The organism is Sphingomonas sp. QA11, assembly GCF_028473665.1.
In the GTDB taxonomy this organism is placed as follows: Bacteria; Pseudomonadota; Alphaproteobacteria; order Sphingomonadales; family Sphingomonadaceae; genus Sphingomonas; species Sphingomonas phytovorans.
Map to the genome: position 1 here is coordinate 3,512,056 of NZ_CP098774.1, position 18,475 is coordinate 3,530,530.

The 18,475-nt window shown below is 66.5% G+C and carries 19 protein-coding genes; 10 read left to right on the forward strand and 9 right to left on the reverse strand.

Features of this window, described 5'->3' with window-relative positions:
- Entirely contained in the window at window positions 1-2,316 is a 2,316-nt protein-coding gene (locus NDN01_RS16315) for a TonB-dependent receptor (RefSeq protein ID WP_272622810.1), read from the reverse strand.
- A 236-nt stretch (window positions 2,317-2,552) separates the two neighbouring features.
- On the reverse strand, window positions 2,553-2,810 hold the full coding sequence (locus tag NDN01_RS16320; RefSeq protein ID WP_272622811.1) for a GCG_CRPN prefix-to-repeats domain-containing protein: 258 nt from the start codon (window positions 2,808-2,810) through the stop codon (window positions 2,553-2,555).
- Between the two features lie 35 nt (window positions 2,811-2,845).
- Here NDN01_RS16320 and NDN01_RS16325 point away from each other — a divergent pair, with 35 nt between their 5' ends.
- Both NDN01_RS16325 and NDN01_RS16330 read left to right on the forward strand, forming a co-directional pair.
- On the forward strand, window positions 2,846-3,031 hold the full coding sequence (locus NDN01_RS16325) for a hypothetical protein (protein WP_272622812.1): 186 nt from the start codon (window positions 2,846-2,848) through the stop codon (window positions 3,029-3,031).
- Window positions 3,028-3,864, forward strand: coding sequence for an HpcH/HpaI aldolase/citrate lyase family protein (locus NDN01_RS16330; protein WP_272622813.1), 837 nt, complete (start codon window positions 3,028-3,030; stop codon window positions 3,862-3,864). The genes NDN01_RS16325 and NDN01_RS16330 overlap by 4 nt, the downstream gene beginning before the upstream one ends.
- A 219-nt stretch (window positions 3,865-4,083) precedes the next feature.
- Here the strand turns inward: NDN01_RS16330 and NDN01_RS16335 are convergent, their stop codons facing one another.
- On the reverse strand, window positions 4,084-4,476 hold the full coding sequence (locus NDN01_RS16335) for a DUF3597 family protein (RefSeq protein ID WP_272622814.1): 393 nt from the start codon (window positions 4,474-4,476) through the stop codon (window positions 4,084-4,086).
- Window positions 4,477-4,653: 177 nt separating this feature from the next.
- On the opposite strand from NDN01_RS16335, the gene NDN01_RS16340 reads away from it, so the two are divergent.
- Window positions 4,654-5,238, forward strand: coding sequence for a DUF4142 domain-containing protein (locus NDN01_RS16340; protein WP_272622815.1), 585 nt, complete (start codon window positions 4,654-4,656; stop codon window positions 5,236-5,238).
- Window positions 5,239-5,287: 49 nt separating this feature from the next.
- Here NDN01_RS16340 and NDN01_RS16345 read toward each other — a convergent pair whose 3' ends face one another.
- Both NDN01_RS16345 and NDN01_RS16350 read right to left on the reverse strand, forming a co-directional pair.
- Complete coding sequence (locus tag NDN01_RS16345) at window positions 5,288-6,229, reverse strand: alpha/beta hydrolase (protein ID WP_272622816.1); 942 nt, start codon at window positions 6,227-6,229, stop codon at window positions 5,288-5,290.
- A 209-nt stretch (window positions 6,230-6,438) separates the two neighbouring features.
- Window positions 6,439-7,305, reverse strand: coding sequence for an aldo/keto reductase family oxidoreductase (locus NDN01_RS16350; RefSeq protein WP_272622817.1), 867 nt, complete (start codon window positions 7,303-7,305; stop codon window positions 6,439-6,441).
- A gap of 97 nt (window positions 7,306-7,402) precedes the next feature.
- Between NDN01_RS16350 and NDN01_RS16355 the strand changes: the two genes are divergently transcribed.
- The 3 genes from NDN01_RS16355 to NDN01_RS16365 all read left to right on the forward strand — a co-directional run bounded on the left by NDN01_RS16355 (window position 7,403) and on the right by NDN01_RS16365 (window position 11,121).
- A complete protein-coding gene (locus tag NDN01_RS16355; protein ID WP_272622818.1) occupies window positions 7,403-8,305 on the forward strand; it encodes a LysR family transcriptional regulator in 903 nt (300 codons plus the stop codon).
- Window positions 8,306-8,440: 135 nt separating this feature from the next.
- On the forward strand, window positions 8,441-9,859 hold the full coding sequence (astD, locus tag NDN01_RS16360; RefSeq protein WP_272622819.1) for a succinylglutamate-semialdehyde dehydrogenase: 1,419 nt from the start codon (window positions 8,441-8,443) through the stop codon (window positions 9,857-9,859).
- 161 nt (window positions 9,860-10,020) lie between these two features.
- Complete coding sequence (locus tag NDN01_RS16365; RefSeq protein WP_272622820.1) at window positions 10,021-11,121, forward strand: pyridoxal phosphate-dependent aminotransferase; 1,101 nt, start codon at window positions 10,021-10,023, stop codon at window positions 11,119-11,121.
- Between the two features lie 99 nt (window positions 11,122-11,220).
- On the opposite strand, the gene NDN01_RS16370 is transcribed toward NDN01_RS16365, so the two are convergent.
- Both NDN01_RS16370 and NDN01_RS16375 read right to left on the reverse strand, forming a co-directional pair.
- The gene (locus NDN01_RS16370; protein WP_272622821.1) at window positions 11,221-11,745 is read right to left on the reverse strand and encodes a hypothetical protein; all 525 of its coding nucleotides are present in this window, start codon (window positions 11,743-11,745) and stop codon (window positions 11,221-11,223) included.
- Between the two features lie 162 nt (window positions 11,746-11,907).
- The gene (locus NDN01_RS16375; protein ID WP_272622822.1) at window positions 11,908-13,209 is read right to left on the reverse strand and encodes an Hsp70 family protein; all 1,302 of its coding nucleotides are present in this window, start codon (window positions 13,207-13,209) and stop codon (window positions 11,908-11,910) included.
- Between the two features lie 186 nt (window positions 13,210-13,395).
- Between NDN01_RS16375 and NDN01_RS16380 the strand changes: the two genes are divergently transcribed.
- The 4 genes from NDN01_RS16380 to NDN01_RS16395 all read left to right on the forward strand — a co-directional run bounded on the left by NDN01_RS16380 (window position 13,396) and on the right by NDN01_RS16395 (window position 16,398).
- Window positions 13,396-14,031 carry a PepSY-associated TM helix domain-containing protein gene (locus NDN01_RS16380; protein ID WP_272622823.1) on the forward strand — a complete coding sequence of 212 codons (636 nt, stop codon included), beginning with the start codon at window positions 13,396-13,398 and terminating at the stop codon, window positions 14,029-14,031.
- Between the two features lie 19 nt (window positions 14,032-14,050).
- Window positions 14,051-14,569 carry a DUF2271 domain-containing protein gene (locus NDN01_RS16385; protein ID WP_272622824.1) on the forward strand — a complete coding sequence of 173 codons (519 nt, stop codon included), beginning with the start codon at window positions 14,051-14,053 and terminating at the stop codon, window positions 14,567-14,569.
- A 27-nt stretch (window positions 14,570-14,596) separates the two neighbouring features.
- On the forward strand, window positions 14,597-15,409 hold the full coding sequence (locus tag NDN01_RS16390; RefSeq protein WP_272622825.1) for a DUF4198 domain-containing protein: 813 nt from the start codon (window positions 14,597-14,599) through the stop codon (window positions 15,407-15,409).
- A 101-nt stretch (window positions 15,410-15,510) separates the two neighbouring features.
- A complete protein-coding gene (locus NDN01_RS16395; protein WP_272628264.1) occupies window positions 15,511-16,398 on the forward strand; it encodes an FAD:protein FMN transferase in 888 nt (295 codons plus the stop codon).
- 10 nt (window positions 16,399-16,408) lie between these two features.
- Here the strand turns inward: NDN01_RS16395 and NDN01_RS16400 are convergent, their stop codons facing one another.
- Window positions 16,409-17,092, reverse strand: a complete 684-nt coding sequence (locus NDN01_RS16400; protein WP_272628265.1) for a Fe2+-dependent dioxygenase — start codon at window positions 17,090-17,092, stop codon at window positions 16,409-16,411.
- An 87-nt stretch (window positions 17,093-17,179) separates the two neighbouring features.
- Window positions 17,180-18,319: an NAD(P)/FAD-dependent oxidoreductase gene (locus NDN01_RS16405; protein ID WP_272622826.1), complete on the reverse strand. Its 1,140-nt coding sequence runs from the start codon at window positions 18,317-18,319 to the stop codon at window positions 17,180-17,182.
- Window positions 18,320-18,475: the final 156 nt, after the last annotated feature.

Genomic DNA, 18,475 nt, shown 5'->3' on the forward strand with positions numbered 1-18,475 from the left:
TCAGAGCCCGTAGCCGAGGCGGATGCCGATCGTACGCGGCCGCAATGTACCGAACCGGCTGACGAGAAACGCTTCGGGATGGATGTAGGTGATCGAGTGATCGTCGAACACATTCTCGACATAGAGCTGCGCCGAGATGTCGCCGCGCTTGAGGCCGAAGGTCAGGTTCGTGTTCACATATTCGTCGGTCTTGCCAAAGGTCGACAACGGCACGGTCGGCGCGCCCGGCGTGTTCGGGAACGAGCTGTTGTACGAGCCGACATATTGCGCATTCACGGCGAAGTTCGCCTTGGTGTCGTTGCCGAGATCGAAGCCATAGGACGCGTAGAGCGCGCCCTGGAGCCGCGGTGCGGAGAGCCTGTGCCCGAGCACCGCGCCGGAGATCGCGGCCTCGGTCGCGCTCAGCTTGGTGATCTTCGAATCATTATACGCCGCGTTCAGGCCGATGAAGACGTCCTTGACCGGGATGATGCCCATCTCGACTTCGAAGCCCTTGCTGCGTGCCCCACCGATATTGGTGGCGAACTGCACCGAGTCCGATACGCGGTTGGCCTGTGCCTGGATATTGCTCCAGTCGATCAGATAGGCCGCGACATTGATCGTCACCAGCCCGTTGAGGAAGCGCCCCTTGGCGCCGACCTCATAGCTTTTCAGATCGTCCGAGGACGCACCGTTGGGGATGATGATGTCGTTGGGATTCACCAGGCTGGGACGCCCCGCGAACGCATTCACGATCGGGGCGCGGAAACCGGTGGAGAAGGTGGCATAGGTCGTCACTGACTCGGTGGGCTTGAAGCTGGCGCTCGCCTTCCAGGATGGCTTCGATCCCGATGCCTTCACACCGGCGACCGCGGCATAGGGTGTGAACTGGTTGAAGTTCACATTCCTGAAGCCGCCCAGCGCGTAATCGAAATAGTTGAAGCCCGCCGCCGTCGCGAGATACCCGCCAGCTTCGGTGAACCCCTGGGCCGAGGTACGGCCGTAGCGCATGCCGCCGGTCAGCCAGAACTTGCTCGAGAAGCGATAGGTCAGCTCCCCGAAACCGGCGAGTTCTTCACTGATCTGATGAGTATATTGCTTCTGGTAATATTGGTCGGGCAGTCCCGTAAAGCCGCGTGACTGCAGGAACGGAAGGCTGGAGCGGTAGAAATAATCGACGTCGCGGCGGCGGTGCATGTAGAAGCCGCCGACGACGAACTGGAAAGGGCCGTCCAGCGACGAGACGAGCCGGGTCTCCTGCACGAACACCTTGTCATAGCCGTTCGCATCCAGGCCGAACGCAATCGGCGCACCGGGAAAGGACCCGCGCGGGAAGGTGCCGCCGAGGTCAACCCAGAAGCGCTGGTCGAACTTCGAATAGGTCGACGAGCTGGTCAGCTTGGCGAAATCGAACTCATAGTCGAGCGTGCCGTTGAGCACGAGCTGCTTGCCGGTGAAGCGGTCCGGCTGGTCCGAAACGCGTTTCTCGCGCCCGAGCGCCGGGCTGGTCAGCGAGGAATCCTTGGGATCGCTGTTCTCATAGGAGCCGAGCAGCTTGATCGACAGCCGGTCGGTCGGCCGCCACAGCGCGACGAGGCGCCCGCCCCAGTCGATCAGCTTGTTCGAATTGTGGATGCCGGTGCCGACATTGTCGAGATAGCCATCCTCATGGCGATAGAAGCCGACGCCGCGGATCGCGAGCTTGTCGGTCACGACGGGGATGTTGACCATCACATTATAGCGCTGGCGCACCGAATCCGACCCGGTCAGACCAATATCGACGAGTGCGGAGGTGTCGAACTCATGAAGGTTCGGGCTCTTCGTCAGGATGCGCATCGCCCCCGACAGCGAGCCGGAGCCGAACAGCGTGCCCTGCGGCCCGCGCAGGAACTCGACGCGCTCCACGTCGAACAGATTGGGGTCGACCACCGTGGTGTTGCCGATGGTCGAGACCGGCAGCTCATCGATATAGACCGCGACCGAACTCTGGAGATTGGCGTTGTAGCCGTTGGTGGCGATGCCGCGCGCGGTGAAATTGTTGAAATTCTGGGTCGGACGGTTGAGCACCACACCCGGCGTCTCCCGGGCGATGCCTTCGAAGCCGACGATTCCCTTCTCGGTCAGCTGTTCCTGCGAGAAGGCGGTGATGCTGAGCGGAACGTCCTGGATGCGTTCGTTGCGGCGGGTGGCGGTGACGACGATGTCGTTCGCGTCATGAGCCTCTTCCTGCGTGGTGGCCGGGGTATCGGCTTGCGGTGCGATCGCCTGTGCCAGCGCCGGCGTTGCCGATACGACGAACGCGGCGGCGCAAGCCGACGCAAGAAGAATGGCCCTCATCCTGTCTCTCCCAATCGACACCGGTCGTTAATGCCGGCTCGTTGGCAGGAGAATGCCGCGCGCCTTGCCTGGAGTCAACACTCACTCTCTAGAGTGTGAATATTAATGGGTAGATCGCCTGAGCCTGAACCAGATTGTCCTGTGCAATTTGGGAAAACATGCGACAGGGACGATCGAACGCGTCGCGCGCTCGATCGTCCGCAACAGTGCCGCCAGCGGAGCGGGTGCTGGCGCTATCAGCGGTAGCGCCAGCCACCATGCCCGCGATAGCGGTGCTGCCAATAACGCCGACCATCCCAGTAGCCACGGCCATGATAGAAGTTGCCGACCACGAGCGGCCCCGGCGCGACGACCACCGCGGGACCGCGATTGGGGCGGCAATGGCCCGCCGGCCCCCGGTGATAGCCCGGCCCGCATCCCTGCCTGGCATCGGCCGGCGATATCGAAACGGTGGTGGCGCCCGTGACAAGGGCAATTGCTAGAAGCGTCTTCATAATGACCTCTCGGTACTGGTTACGCTACACGCCCGATGAAGGGCGATGCGAAAACGAGCGCGGTCGGGCCGTGGTTCCGTGCTCCCCATCCGTCACGCTGCCTCGCCAGCGGCGACCACATACCGAAAATCGCGCCCATCGCGCCGACCGCCGCGGTGGACGGGATTGTCGCGCCTGTGCCAGAGCGGCGGCGAGATGTGTCGATGAAGGTGAAAAGATGAAGCTTCGGTCGCTGTTGTTTGTCCCCGGGGATCGCCCGGAACGTTTCGCCAAGGCAGCAGCGAGCGGCGCCGATGCGCTGATCCTCGATCTCGAGGATTCGGTCGCGCCGGAGAAGAAACCCGAAGCGCGTGCGGCGATCGCCGCCTGGCTGAAGGACGGGCGCAGCGTCCCCTGCTTCGTCCGGATCAACCCGCTCGGCAGCGGCGAGACCCGGGCCGACCTGGAGGCGATCCTCCCCGCCGCGCCCGACGGCCTCATCCTGCCCAAGGCCGAGGGCGCTCCCTCCGTCCGCGCGCTGATCGACCTGGTCGGCGGCACGACACCGCCGATCCTGCCGATCGCCAGCGAGACCCCCGCCGCGGTGTTCCAGCTTTCCACCTATGGCGAGGTCGCGGATCATCTCGCCGGCCTGACCTGGGGTGCCGAGGACCTGCCCGCCGCGATCGGCGCGACCAGCTCGCGCAACGAGGACGGCAGCTATACAGCGCCTTATGAGATGGTCCGCGCGCTCACCCTGTTCGGCGCGCATGCCGCCACCGTGGCGGCGATCGAAACGGTCTATCCCAACATCGCCGACACCGACGGCCTCGCCGCCTATGTCGCGCGCGGGCGGCGCGACGGCTTCACCGGCATGATGGCGATCCACCCGGCGCAGGTCGCAACGATCAACGCCGGCTTCAGCCCGAGCGAGGCGGAGATCTCTCATGCTCATGCGGTGGTGGAAGCCTTCGCCGCCAACCCCGGCGCGGGCGCGCTCAAGCTCGACGGCAAGATGATCGACCGGCCACATCTCAACCAGGCGCGCAAGGTGCTGGCCCAGGTGGAAGGCTGACGAGCGGATCGACCATGAGGCCGGATAGCGCCCGGCACCGCCGGGTCGGATCAGGTGCCCGCTGGAAATGTCATGAGGGTAGCTGACATTTTCATTCTGGCTATTATTGTTTGTTTTCAGATATTTAATTGAGCATTTGCAATGACGGGCCGGTTAACCGGCCCGTCATCGCGGAAATTGGCATATGAGACAGGCCGGGCGACCTTGCCCGGCATCGGCTCAGTTGCGCAGGCTGTCCGGCACGACGCCGCCATTCTCGGCGAGCTTGGCCATCACCGCCTGGTGGAGCGCGATATTCTTCTCGGCGCTGCCATCTTCCCCGCTCACGCCAAGTTCGTCCGCCAGTTGCTTCCGTGCGGAAAGGCTCGAATCGAGATCGAGCAGTTTCAGCAGGTCGACGATCGACGTCTGGTAGTTGCCGCCGCCATCGTCCTTCATCGACGCCATTTCGCTGAGCACCGCGCCGACATCGACATTCTGGGGTGCGGCCGCCGGCTCGGGCGTCGCCGCCTCGGGTGCTGCGGCGTCGGGCGTCGCCTCGGCGGGCGCAGGCTGCGGCGCGGCGGACTGATGATGGAAGATCTTGTCCATGATGTTACCGAAAATGCCCATTGCTCTTCTCCTTGGTATTGCCGTTGCCCGACCTCGCCGCGCGCCTCGTAGAACGGGGCCGGACGCCAAAAGGTCCGTCCCGAAGCATCGCACGAAAATTTACCGGGCGGAACGTCCTTCGCCGCCGAAGGTTGGTGCGCGGGGCGCCGCTGTGCGCGATCAACAGGAGACGGAATAATGCGCTACAAAACCATCGCGATGCTGTCGGCGGCGACGCTTGCACTCGCCGGATGCGGCCAGAAGAGCGAGACGAGCACCACGACCACGAACACCGTCTCGACCGAGGTCGGCAGCTCGATGACGGCCGGCAACGACAGTCTGGCGGCACCGTTGCCGAGCGCCGGCCAGAGCTTCGCCAACGCCGCGGCTTCAGGCGACGCGTTCGAGATCGCCGAATCCCAGCTCGCGCTGACCACGTCGAAATCAGCCGCGATCAAGTCGTTCGCGAAGAAGATGGTCGATGCGCATACCGCCTCGACCGCCAAGCTGAAGACGGCCGCGGCGAGCGCGACCCCGGCGATCACGCCGGATGCGACGCTGACGGCCGACCAACAGCAGAAGCTCGATGCCCTCAAGACGAAGACCGGCGCCGATTTCGACACAGCCTATGTCGCCGACCAGGTCGCCGCACACCAGGCGACGCTGGATGCGGTACGCGGCTATTCGACCACCGGCGACGTTCCCGCCCTGAAGACCTTCGCGACCGGCCTGATCCCGACCGTGACCGCGCATCTCAACATGGCGAAGGGGCTCAAGCCCTGATCTGACCCGCCTGACCTCGCTGGCGAGGCGGCACTGCCGCCTCGCCATTCTAGACGATCCACCCTTTGATCGCCCGCGCGATATCATCGATCGCCGCGCGCGCGATCGGTACGTCACGCGTCATCTGCAGGAAGCCGTGCACCGCGCCCGGCCACACCACCAGTTCGGCCGGCACCGCCGCCGCCTCCAGCCGCTCGAGCAGCAAGCGGCTGTCGTCCGCCACCGTGTCCGCCTCCGCAACGCCCAGGAAGATCGGCGGCAGGCCGACGAGATCGGCATATAGCGGCGTCGCCTCGACCGGCGGCGCATCCTTCGCCGGTCCGAGATAGATTCCCCAGTACCAGGCCATTCTTTCCGCCGTCAGGCCATAGGGCCCGGTGCCGAAAGTGCGCGCGCTTTCCGTATCGAGCCCCGGCGCGAAGCACCCGTAAAGCAGCGCGCAGCCGGCCGGCATCGTCCGCCCGGCATCGCGCAGCCGGATCGCCAGCGACAGCGCCAGATTGGCCCCCGCGCTGTCACCGGTAAAGGCGAAGCGCGCCGGATCGAGCGCATAGCGCCTGGCGCGGCGCTCGATCCACTCCCATGCCGCCAGGCAGTCGTCGAGCGCGGCAGGATGGGGCTGTTCGGGCGAGAGGCGATAATCGACACCGAACAGTACCGATCCGCTTTGCTGCGCCAGCAACCGCAGCATGCGATCATGCGTGTCGACGTCGCCGGCACACCAGCCGCCGCCATGGAGATAGAAGATCGCGCCCCGCGCGGTGGCGGCGATGGGCGTATAGATGCGCAGGCGGATCAGGCCGCCCGGTCCCTGTATCCGGCGATCCTCAACGCCGCCCATCTCGGGCAGGCCGTCATTGAAATAGCGTGCCGCCGCGTTCGCCCGCGCCCGCGCCTCGGCCGGTGGCAGGACCGTCACGTCGAAGGCGGGAAAATGGGCCGCCTGGGCCGCGCGCGCGGCAATGATCTCTGGATCGATCGGGATCGCCATGACAGGCGCGTAGCACGCGCCATAAGTCATGCAATAATGACAAATCGTGCCGACCGCCGTGATGGCGTTCCCGCCGCGCCGGACCTCGGGTATTCGCGCAGGATTCGCCGCGCCTCCCTCGAGATCAGCCCGAGGTTGAACATCCGGTCAAGCATCGCCCGGCCTGCGCGCGGCGGCTCGCCGCGACAGGCGCGTCCGCCCACGCCATCTCAGTCGCCGGTCGTGCCGATCCGGTCGAGCTCACCGATCACCGCGTCCGACAGCACAAGATCGGCCGCGGCGAGATTCTCGAGCAAATGCCCGGTCGAGGAAGTGCCGGGGATCAGCAGGATGTTCGGCGAGCGCCGCAGCAGCCAGGCGAGCGCGACCTGCATCGGCGTCGCGCCGAGCCGCGTCGCGATGTCTGACAGGGACGAGGATTGAAGCGGCGAGAAACCGCCAAGCGGGAAGAAGGGCACATAGGCGATGCCCCTGGCCGCCAGTTCGTCGACCAGCGCATCGTCCTCGCGGTGGACGAGGTTATACTGGTTCTGCACGCACACCACCGGCGCGATACGTTCCGCCTCGGCGACCTGCGCCGATGTCACGTTGCTCAGGCCGAGATGCCGGATCAGTCCCTGACGCCGCAGGTCCGCCAGAGTGGTGAATCGCTCGGCGATCGAACCCTCGCTCGGCCCATGGCCATCGCCGAGGATGCGCAGATTCACCACGTCGAGCGCTTCGACGCCAAGGTTGCGCAGATTGTCGTGCACGCCTCGGGTCAATTCGGCGGGGCTCATCGCGGGATTCCAGGACGCATCGTCACCGCGCACCGCGCCGACCTTGGTCACGATCGTCAGTGCCTCGGGATAAGGATGAAGCGCCTCGCGGATGATCTGGTTGGTGACGTGCGGGCCATAGAAATCGCTGGTATCGATATGGTTCACGCCGCTCGCGATCGCTTCGCGCAGCACGGCGACCGCCGCGTCACGGTCCCTGGGCGGACCGAACACGCCCGGCCCTGCAAGCTGCATCGCGCCATAGCCCATGCGGTTCACGATTCGGTCGCCGAGGCGGAAGGTGGTGGTGTCGGTCATATCCGGTCTCCAGAGGTTTCCCTGCACAGGATATGTGCCCGGCACGACCGGACTATAAGACAGGACAATCGGGACAAGCCGTGCGATAATATGCACAATGGCGACCGAGCTCGACGATCTGGCGACCTTTGCCGCGGTGGTGCGCGCCGGTGGCTTTCGCGACGCGGCACGCGCCGGGACGGCGTCAGCATCAGGCCTGAGCGAAGCGATCCGCCGGCTGGAGGCACGGCTCGGCGTGCGCCTGCTCAACCGCACCACCCGCAGCGTCACGCCGACCGAGGCAGGCGCACGCCTGTTCGAACGGCTCGGCCCGGCGCTGGGCGAGGTCGAGGCTGCGCTCGACGTGGTCAACGCCTTTCGCGACCGGCCCGCCGGTACGCTGCGGCTCAACGTGCCGGCCAATGTCGCGCGGATCGTGCTGCCGTCGATCGTGACGCCATTCCTCAAGGCCTATCCGGAGATCCGCCTCGAGGTGACGAGCGAGGATGGCTTCATCGACATTCTCGCCACCGGCCACGACGCCGGCATCCGCTATGACGAGCGGCTGGAGCAGGACATGATCGCGGTGCCGATCGGCCCGCGTTTCCAGTGCATCGCCACCGCCGCCGCGCCCGCCTATCTCGCAGCATATGGTCGGCCGGATCATCCGCGCGACCTGCTCGACCATGCCTGCATGCGCGGGCGCTTCTCCAGCGGGCGGATCGCCGTCTGGGAATTCGAGCGCGACGGGGAGATCGTGCGGATCGACCCGGCCGGGCCGCTGCTGATCCAGCCGGGCGCCTCGGCCGACCTGCTGGTCGATGCGGCGATCGGCGGGCTGGGCATCGTCCATCTGTTCGAGGACTGGCTCAAGCCGCATCTCGACAATGGTGCGCTGGTGCCGGTACTCGAACCGTGGTGGCAGCGCTTCACCGGCCCGTTCCTTTATTATCCCGGCCGCCGTTACCTCCCCGCGCCGCTCCGCGCGTTCGTGGATTTCATCAAGGACCGGCCCGGCTGACCTGCCCTTGCCCGGGTCCGTTCCGGCGGGCGATGGGACGGGATGTGCATTAGGCTGCTTCCCGCGCTTGATCTCTCGCCCGCCGAGGCCGACATTGCGATCGAACCGCGATGCCTAGCGAGATGACGACCCGATATGACCAACCTGTTCAACTCCTTCGACCCTGCCACCGGTGAAATGGTCTGGTCCGGTCCCGAGACGAGCGCGGCCGATTGTGCCGCCGCGGTCACGACGGCGCGCGCCGCCTTTGACGGCTGGTCGGCGACGACAGTCGAGGAGCGAATCGCGTTCGTCCATCGCTACCGCGACGCGCTGAAGGAGGACGGCGAGGCCATCGCCGCGGCGATCTCGCGCGAAACCGGCAAGGCGCTGTGGGAAACGAAGGCCGAGCTCGCCTCGATGATCGGCAAGGTCGACCTGTCGATCGCCGCCTATGCCGAACGCACCGGCAGCCGCGAACAGGATGCGCCGTTCGGCCGCGCGGTGCTGCGCCATCGCCCGCATGGCGTGATGGTGGTGCTTGGGCCGTATAATTTCCCCGGCCACCTGCCCAACGGCCATATCGTGCCGGCGCTGCTGGCGGGCAACACGATCCTGTTCAAGCCGTCCGAGGAGACCCCTCTCGTCGGCGAGCTGATCGGCGCGGCGATGCGCAAGGCCGGCCTGCCCGAGGGCGTGTTCACCGTCGTCCAGGGTGGCCGCGACACCGGCGCCGCCCTGATCGCCGAGGATATCGACGGGCTGCTGTTCACCGGATCGGCCGGCGCCGGCGCTCATTTCAGCCGCATCTTCGCCGACAGGCCCAAGGTGATCCTCGCACTTGAACTGGGCGGCAACAATCCGCTGATCGCCTGGGACGGCGATCCGGCAGCGATCGCCTCGATCGTCGTCGCGTCAGCGTTCATCACCACCGGCCAGCGCTGCTCCTGCGCGCGCCGCCTGATCGTGCCCGAGGGCGCGAAGGGCGAGGCGATCGTCGCCGCGGTCGCCGCCCTGTCCGACCGGATTACGATCGGTGCGTGGGACGATATGCCGGAACCTTTCATGGGGCCCCTGATCTCCCCCGGGGCGGCGGCGCGCGTGTCGCTCCAGGCCGAGGAACTGATGAAGCTCGGCGCGCAGGCGATCCGTCCGTTCGAGGGCCGACCCGGCCGGTCGACCGCGTTCGTCGGCCCGACGATCCTCGACGTGACCGGGGTCGACGTGCCGGACCAGGAGATTTTCGGCCCGGTGCTCCAGGTGACGCGCGTGGCCGATTTCGACGCCGCCATCGCCGCCGCCAACGCGACCCGTTTCGGCCTGTCGGCCGGGCTGATCAGCGACGATGACTCGCTATGGGACCGGTTCAAGCGCCATATTCGCGCTGGCGTGGTCAACCGCAACCGACCGACCACGGGCGCCGCCGGATCGATGCCGTTCGGCGGCCTCGGCGCCTCGGGCAATCATCGACCGAGCGCCTATTACGCCGCGGATTATTGCGCCTATCCGGTCGCGAGCTTCGAGGCGGACCGGGTGGCCGACCAGGTGCACGACCTGCGGGGTATCCGCGACTGAGAGCGATGGCCGTTGCCATCCGGTAGCGGCCATGCGCCCCTCTCCGGCTCAGCCGCGCGCGCCGCGGCTCGTTCCGATCTCCCAGGGGATGGCGCCGGCGCCGCCGCGCGTGCAGGATCGCGATGCCAGAGTTCGCGGTCGCAAAGTGGGGGGAGGAACCGATGCGCTATGTCCGGATGCCGATCGAGGTCGAGTCACCCGAGGAATATGGCTATGGCCGGATCCGCTATAATCTTTCCGAAAGCTCGGTCGCCGACCGAAGCCTGGGCGACCTGGGCCTGCATGTTCCCGACCTGACCCTGCTCTATGGCGAGCATCGCGGCGGCGCGACGTTGCGTCGCCTGATCGCCGAGGCAAGCGGCGGGGTCGAGGCCGACGACATCCTGGTCACCGTCGGCGCGGCCGGGGCGTTGTTCATCATCGCCACCGCCTTGCTCGGCACCGACGATCATCTCGTCGTGATCAGGCCGAACTATGCGACAAACCTAGAGACGCCCCGCGCGATCGGCTGCAAGGTCACCCAGGTCGACCTCGGCTTCGAGAGCGGCTTCCGCATCGATCCCGCCGCCATCGCCGCCGCGGTCACGCCGCAGACCCGGATCATCAGCATCACCACCCCGCACAACCCGACCGGCACGATGCTGGCCGAGGCCGAACTGCACGAACTGGTCGCGCTGGCGAAGAAGCGCGGCTGCATCCTGCTGGTCGACGAGACCTATCGCGACCTGTCGCTCGACGGCACGCTGCCGCTGGCCGCGTCGCTGGGCGACCATGTCATCAGCGTTGCGTCGCTCTCCAAGGCCTATGGCGTGCCCGGCATCAGGATCGGCTGGATCGCCTGCAGGGACCCGGCGCTTCAGGAACGATTCCTCGCCGCCAAGGAACAGATCAGCATCTGCGGCAGCGTGATCGACGAGTGGGTCGGCGAGCAGATCCTGTCGCGCCGCGACGATATTCTCAAGCCAGTGCTGACCGAAATGCGCCGTCGCCTTACCCGGATAACCGAATGGATGGCGGGCGAGGACCTGCTTGAATGGGTCGCGCCCAGGGGTGGCGTCGTGTGCTTCCCCCGCATGCGCCGGGAACCGCCCGGTGGCGTCGACGCCTTCTACAAACGCCTGATCGAGGAGCATGGATGCTATGTCGGCCCGGGCCACTGGTTCGAGCGGCCCGACACCTGTTTCCGCCTCGGCTATGGCTGGCCGACCGCCGAGGAACTTGAAGGCGGGCTCAAGAGCATCTCGGCGGCGTTGCGCGGCTAGACCCGTGCTCGTCTCTCGCGACGAGGACGGCACCATCGGCCTATAGACTCAACGTGGCAGTATTGCTGCGACGCCCGCCGATACATGAGGCGCGCGCCCTCAGGCGTCGGCGAGTTCGGGTTGAGCGCGCGCCGCCGGAACGCCGGGGAACTCGACGACATGATGGGCCATGCCAACCACGTCGCAAGCTTCGAAACGGTGGCCGGTGCGATCGAGCTTCAACCGGGCGAGCCCGGCCAGACGAGCGCCACCATCTTCCGTTCCGCCATGCTCGACGACCGCCACCGAGGGCAGCCAGTCGATGCCGATACCGTCAGTGGGCCGATTATTGACCTGATGGACATGGCCCTGTGCGACGAAGCGAAGGTCATGGCCGTCGAAAAGCGCCTCAAGGCCACGCCGCGTATCGCGCGAGACATCGCCATCGACCATCTTGAACCACGGCTTGTTCAGGAACAGGCCGATCGGGCCCGCGCTCGCATCTAGCACCCCGCCCAGCCACGCCATTTGCGGGCTGTCGGGATCAGTGTCGAACGATGCCGGGTTGACGCCGATCAGCGTCCAGCCGGAGGTGTGGTGAACCCAATTATCCTGCCCGAAAGTAGCATGGAACCGTGCAAGCATGTCGGTCCGGTCAGCTGCTATATCGCCGAGGTGAATCATGCGGTTCGCTCCCGTAATATCAAGACGATCGCGGTCTCGCCTCTGGCGGGAACACTGGCGATCGTCCGGGAATCATACCGGCGATCGATGCAGCTTTGATGACGTTACCGTTGCGATTCGGCGTCAGGCCGACCAGGCGGCGATATCGTCCTGCTGCCCGATCAGGGCGAGGCCATGGGCAATCGAGGTCAGTTCGTCGCCCGAGCTGATCGCCGCATCGCCGAAGCGCCGCGAGAACAGCGCACGGACGGCGGGGATCAGCGACGAACCGCCGGTCAGGAACACCCGGTCGATCCCGTCAGCGCCGAGCCCGGCGGCGGACAGCGCGCGATCGACGGTCGCATCGATGCGGCGCAGATCCTCGGCGATCCAGCCCTCGAACTCAGCCCGCGCAACGTCCGCCTCGACCTCAAGCCCGGCGCCCGCGAAGTGGAAATGAGCCAGGTCGTCAGTCGACAGGCTGCGCTTCAGACGGCCGACCGCGTCGTACAAGGGGAAACCAAGCTCGTTCTCGATCAGCGCGATCATCCGCCCGATCGCCGCTGGATCGATCGCCGAACGCTGAAGCCGGTTCAGCTCCTCGAGCGTGCGGCGATTGCGCATCAGCGCGAGCCGCGACCAGTCAGCGAAATCATTGAAATAGCCGCCGGGGATATCGAGCACCTTGTCGAACGACCGATAGCTGCCGCCCTTGCCGAGCATCGGCAGCACCAGCCGGTCGACGATGCGCTGGTCGAAACGATCGCCCGCGATGCCGATGCCGGCATGGCCGAGCGGCACGCAGCGCTTGGCTGCCCCCGGCTCCGCCACGCGCACCACCGAGAAATCGCTGGTGCCGCCGCCAAAGTCGGCGACGAGGATCGTGGCCGGTTCCTCAAGCCGCGTCGCATAGCTGAACGCCGCGCCGAGCGGTTCATAGACATAGTGAATCTCGGCGCCGAAGCCAGCGAACATCGCGTCATAGCGTTGCCGGGCGAGCGCGACATCGGGCCGCGCGCCGGCATATTCGACCGGACGCCCGACGATGACTCGTTGGGGCTTTACGTCCAGGCCGCCACCGGCATGCGCCGCGAGCTTGTCGAGGAACAGCCGCCCAAGCTCTTCGAAACGGTAGCGCTTCTCGAACACCGAGGCGTGTTCGAACACCGCGCTGGCCGCGACCGACTTGAACGACTGGATGAATCGCGTGTCCTGCGGATACTCCAGATATTCGGCGATCGCCCAAGGGCCCGCCTCGACCGCCAGGCCGCCCCGCACATCATCGTCATGCCAGAAGCAGAGCGCCGACCGGAAAACCGCGCCGCGTGCCTCGGGGCCATCGAACTCGACCAGCGTCGCGCCCGCATCAGCGCCCGCCCGCGCGAGCACGCTGTTGGTGGTCCCGAAATCCAGGCCGATCGCGGTGCCAGCGGCAACATGTTCCATTGCCGACCTCCGACTCAGCACACAAAGGGGGCGCCTATGCCGCCTTGCGCATGATCGGGGCAAGCCTTGTTATCGGGACGGTCAGCCTTCGCCGCCACGGCACAGGCCCCGCCTAAGTCTTGCAACTGCGAGTCGTTTGCGTTATCGCGACTCACTCTCACTTCGAGCCGGGGCCGTCCGCCAGTAATGACTATCCAGGCCGCGCGGCAGAAGCCACGGCGCAAGACCTTCTGGCTCAAGCAGCTTCACACCTGGCACTGGATAAGCTCAGCGCTCAGCCTTGTCGGGCTCCTGCTGTTCGCCGTCACCGGATTCACGCTGAACCACGCGGCCGATATCGAGGCCAAACCGACGGTCGTCGCAAAGGCCGCGGCGCTGCCGGCGCCGCTGCTGCGCGCCGTCGCCCCGGTCGAGGGCCCCGACGTCAAGAAACCCCTCCCGCCCGAGGTGGCGACTTGGGTCGAAGCACATTTTCCCGCCAGCGCGCGCGGCGATGCCGAATGGTCCGCCGACGAAATCTATCTGGCGCTGCCCCGGCCCGGCGGCGACGGCTGGGTCTCGATCAACCGGGCATCAGGCGCGGTGACGTCGGAATTCACCGATCGCGGCTGGATCTCGTATCTCAACGACCTGCACAAGGGGCGCAATTCGGGCGCCGCGTGGAAATGGTTCATCGACATCTTCGCCTTTGCCTGCCTCGTCTTCGCGCTGACCGGGCTGGTCCTGCTCCAGCTCCACGCGGCCAAGCGCCCGATCACCTGGCCGCTCGTCGCCCTCGGCCTCGCCATTCCGGCCGGCCTCGCCGTCTTCTTCATCCACTAATCCATCGGGAGTTCCGTCAATGCAGCTCAGCCACCGCCTGATCCTCACCGGCATTCCCGTCGCCGGGCTGGCCGCGGGCACGCCCGCCTTCGCCCAGACGATCGACGTCGCCGTCACCGTGCCGCGCCTGTCGGTCGCCGAATATCACCGCCCCTATGTGGCGATCTTCGTCGAGGGCAATGGCGCCCCGGCCAGGACGCTGTCGGTCTGGTACGATGTGAAGAAGGCGAAGAACGAAGGCCGCAAATGGCTGAACGAGGTGCGTTCCTGGTGGCGTGCCTCCGGCCGTACCAACGCCTTCGTCGCCGACGGCACATCGGGCGCGACGCGCGCGCCTGGCGTCCAGGCGCTGAGCTTCAATGCCGCCAAGCTCGGGCTCAAGCCCGGCGAATACACCCTGGTCGTCGAGGCCGCGCGCGAGACCGGCGGGCGCGAGGTCCTGCGCCTTCCCTTCGCCTGGCCGGCCAAGCCTGGCCAGACGGCCCGCGCCGCCGGGAAGACCGAACTCGGCGCCGTCTCCGTCACCTTCAAGCCCTGATCATAATCGTTCCGGAAGGATCCGCCCATGAAGACCCTCCACAAACTGCTTGCCGCCGCCGTCTGTACGGCCGCGATCGCCGCGCCGCTGCAGGCGCATCGCCTCTGGATGCTGCCCTCGACCACGATCGTATCGGGTGACGACGACTGGATCACCTTCGACGCCGCCGCGTCGAACGACCTGTTCTTTCCCGATCACCAGCCGCTGCGCGCCGAGCCAGCGGTGGTCCAGCCCGACAGCACGCCAGGCAAGGTAGAGCATATGAACATCGGCCAGTACCGGGCGAATTTCGACCTGCACATGACCCAGAAGGGCACCTACAAGATCGTGATCCAGAATGCCGGGATCATGGGCAGCTTCAAGGTCAACGGCGTCGAGCAGCGCCTGCCGCGAGGCACCACCGCCGACAAGCTCGCCACCGCCGTGCCGGCCGGGGCGACCGACGTGAAGCTGAGCGAAACGATCAGCCGCAACGAGGTGTTCGTGACATCGGGCGCGCCGACCGACACCGTGCTCAAGCCGACCGGCCAGGGCCTCGAACTCGTCCCAGTCACCCATCCCAACGACCTGGTCGCGGGCGAGCCAGCGACGTTCAAGCTGATCGCCGACGGCAAGCCGGCCGCGAACATTGCCGTCACCGTGATCCCGGGCGGCAGCCGCTACCGCACCTCGGTCAATGAGATCGCGCTGAAGACCGACGCCCAGGGGCAGGTCGCGATCACCTGGCCTGGCGCCGGCATGTACTGGATGTCAGCATCGACCACCGCGCCGAGCACCGTCATCCCGAACGGCGAGAAGCGGATGAGCTACACCACCGTGCTTGAGGTGCTGCAGCCCTGATGGCTGGCCCGCCTCGCGTCGCGGTGCCGTTGCACGTCTCGCCTGAGTCGTTCCGGCGACGCGACGCCGGGGCGACGATCGCCCTGTTCGGCGGCGACACGATGGGGACGAGCTGGTCGGCGCGGGTCGTCTCCCCGCGACCGGCCAGCGACATACGCGCGGCGATCAAGCGCGCACTGGACGGCGTGATCGCCGAGATGAGCAACTGGGAACCGGATTCCGACCTGTCCCGGTTCAACCGCGCGCCGCCGGGCCAGTGGCAGGCGCTTCCGGCCGATCTCCTCCAGGTGCTCGATGCGGGGCTGGCCGTCGCCCGCGCGAGCGGCGGGGCCTTCGATCCGACGGCGGGCGCGCTGGTCGACCTATGGGGTTTCGGGCCAGCGGGCCGGGGTGCCCTTCCGGCGGAAACCGAGGTGATGGCTGCACCGGTCGGCTGGCGGAAGCTGGAGATTTCCGAAACGCGCGCGCGGCGAACCGCCGACGTGCGGCTCGACCTGTCGGGTATCGCCAAGGGGTTCGGAGTCGACGCGCTGGCCCGCGCGCTGCACGGCCTCGGCGCCGGCGATTTCCTCGCTGAGATTGGCGGCGAACTGGTCGGGGCAGGCGTAAAGCCGGACGGCGAACCATGGTGGGTCGAGCTTGAAGCACCGCCCGGTGCAAGAATCGCCCCCTTGCGCGTGGCATTGCACGATCTCGCCGTTGCGACCTCGGGCGATTATCGGCGCTTCTTCGAGACGGGTGGGCGACGCTACGCCCATAGCATCGACCCGCGGACCCGCCGCCCCGTGGCCAACGGCATCGCCGCGGTCACCGTGCTGAATCCTCGCTGCATGCTGGCCGATGCGTGGGCGACGGCATTGACGGTGCTCGGGCCGGAAGAGGGCCTAGCTTTGGCCATCCGCGAGGGTCTCGCCGTTCGCTTCGTCATACGGGACGCCTCCGGATATCGCGAAATCCTGTCGCCTGCGCTGGACGAGATGCTCGGCTAAGGCCCCGCCTTCAGGCGTCGGCCCAGCGGCGCAGCAGATTGTGATAGACCCCCGTCAACTGTACCACCGCGGCATCGTCCTGCCCGCGATCGCCCGCGACCGCCTGCACCGCGGAATCTAGGTCGAACAGGATATTGCGCGCGCTCTCGTCGCGCACCATCGACTGAATCCAGAAGAAGGACGCCACGCGGGTGCCCCGGGTGACCGGCGTCACGTGGTGCCGGCTCGAGGCGGGATAGAGCACCATATGGCCGGCGGGCAGCTTGACCATCTGCTCGCCGAACTGCCCCTCGATCACCAGCTCTCCACCGTCATAGCTCTCCGGATCGGCGAGGAAGAGCGTTGCCGAAAGATCGCTGCGGATACGGAAATCGCTGCCGCGCCTGATACGGATCGCATTGTCGACATGGGTATCGAAGGCCTGTCCCCCGGCGTAGCGATTGAACAGGGGCGGGAAGACCTTGAGCGGCAGGGCAGCCGCGACGAACAGGGGCGACGCGGCGAGCGCATCGAGTACCATCGCCCCGGCGCGGCGCGCTGCGTCCGAATCCTCGGGCAATTGCTCGTTGCGCTTGGCAAGGGCCGATTGATGCCCCGACGTCACATTGCCATCGACCCATAAGGCAGCGTCGATGATCACGCGCATTCCGGCAAGCTGATCAGGCGAGAGCAGGTCGGGAATAGCGATCAGCATCGCGCGGGGCCGCGTCGGATGGGTGTGGTTGCGCGCAAGCTGGGCCCTTTCGGTCAAGAGACCCGCTATTGCGAGCGGTTATCAATGTCAATGAGCGCTGGCCGGCGGGCGCAGCCGGGACGGGGCGATCGCCGCGGTCGTCACGCCGAACGCGGCGAGATCGTCCGGCAGATCCCGACCCAGGGCGAGCGCGGCGGCGGTACGTGCCAGCGCCGGCGCGGTCTGGATGCCATAGCCGCCCTGCCCCGCCAGCCAGAAGAACCCCTCCACCCCAGGTTCGTAGCCGACGACCGGCGTGCGATCGGGAACGAAGTTCCTGAGCCCCGCCCAGCTATGCTTGATGCTCCTCACATCGAGCGCCATCGCTTCCTCGGCACGGTGCACCGCGATGGCGATGTCGAGGTCGTCCGGCTGGACGTCGCACGGTTCGGTCGGGGTCTCGTCCGCCGGCGACAGGAGCAGCAGGCCCGCGTCCGGCTTGACGTAGAAGTTCTCGTCGATGTCGATCAGCAACGGCCAGTCGTCAGCGACCACGCCGGCGGGCACGGCGACCAGGGCTGCGGTGCGCCGATGGGCCTGAAGCCCGATCGGCGGCACCCCGGCCATGATGGCGATCTCGTCAGCCCAGGCACCGGCGGCATTGATCAATGTGGCAGCCTCATACTCCTCGGCGCCAGCGGTGACACGCCACCCCTCCGCGCGCCGGGCGATCGCGGACACGCGCGCATCGGTACGCAGGATGCCGCCGCGCTGCCGGAACTGCCGGAGATATCCATGATGCAGTTCATGGACTTCGAGGTCGGTCGACAAGGGCTCGTGCAGTCCGCCCGCGATATAGTCGTCGCGCAGCACGGGGCAGATCAGCTTCATCTCCCCAGGTGTCAGCATCTGCGTGGCCGGGGCGACATCGGGAAGCGCGGCGAAGGCGGCAAGCGTATCGAGTTGCGCCTCCGACGCGAGGAACAGCGTACCGCGCGGCCTGACCAGCGGCTGGTCGGTAAAAGCCTTTGGCGGATCGAACAGGAAGGACCGGCTTGCCCGGGACAGCGCCCTGATCGCGGCGTTTCCATAGATTTCGGAGAATTGAGCGGCCGACCGGCCAGTCGAATGATAGCCGGGCTGCTCCTCGGCCTCGAGCAGCGTCACGCTTGCTTCGTCGGCAAGCGTCGCGGCAACCGATGCCCCGGCAATCCCTCCACCTACTACGAGGAAATCAATCTTCGCCATTCGGATCGACATCCCCAATTCCGGGGCAATCGCCCCATCGCGCGTCAGCGAAAGCCGCCCCTTCGCTGCTTGCCAATGCTACAGGGGATGACACGAATTCTCCAAATGGAAAATCATCGCTAATTTGGAAAATTTATAGCCAATCGAGTTGACGAG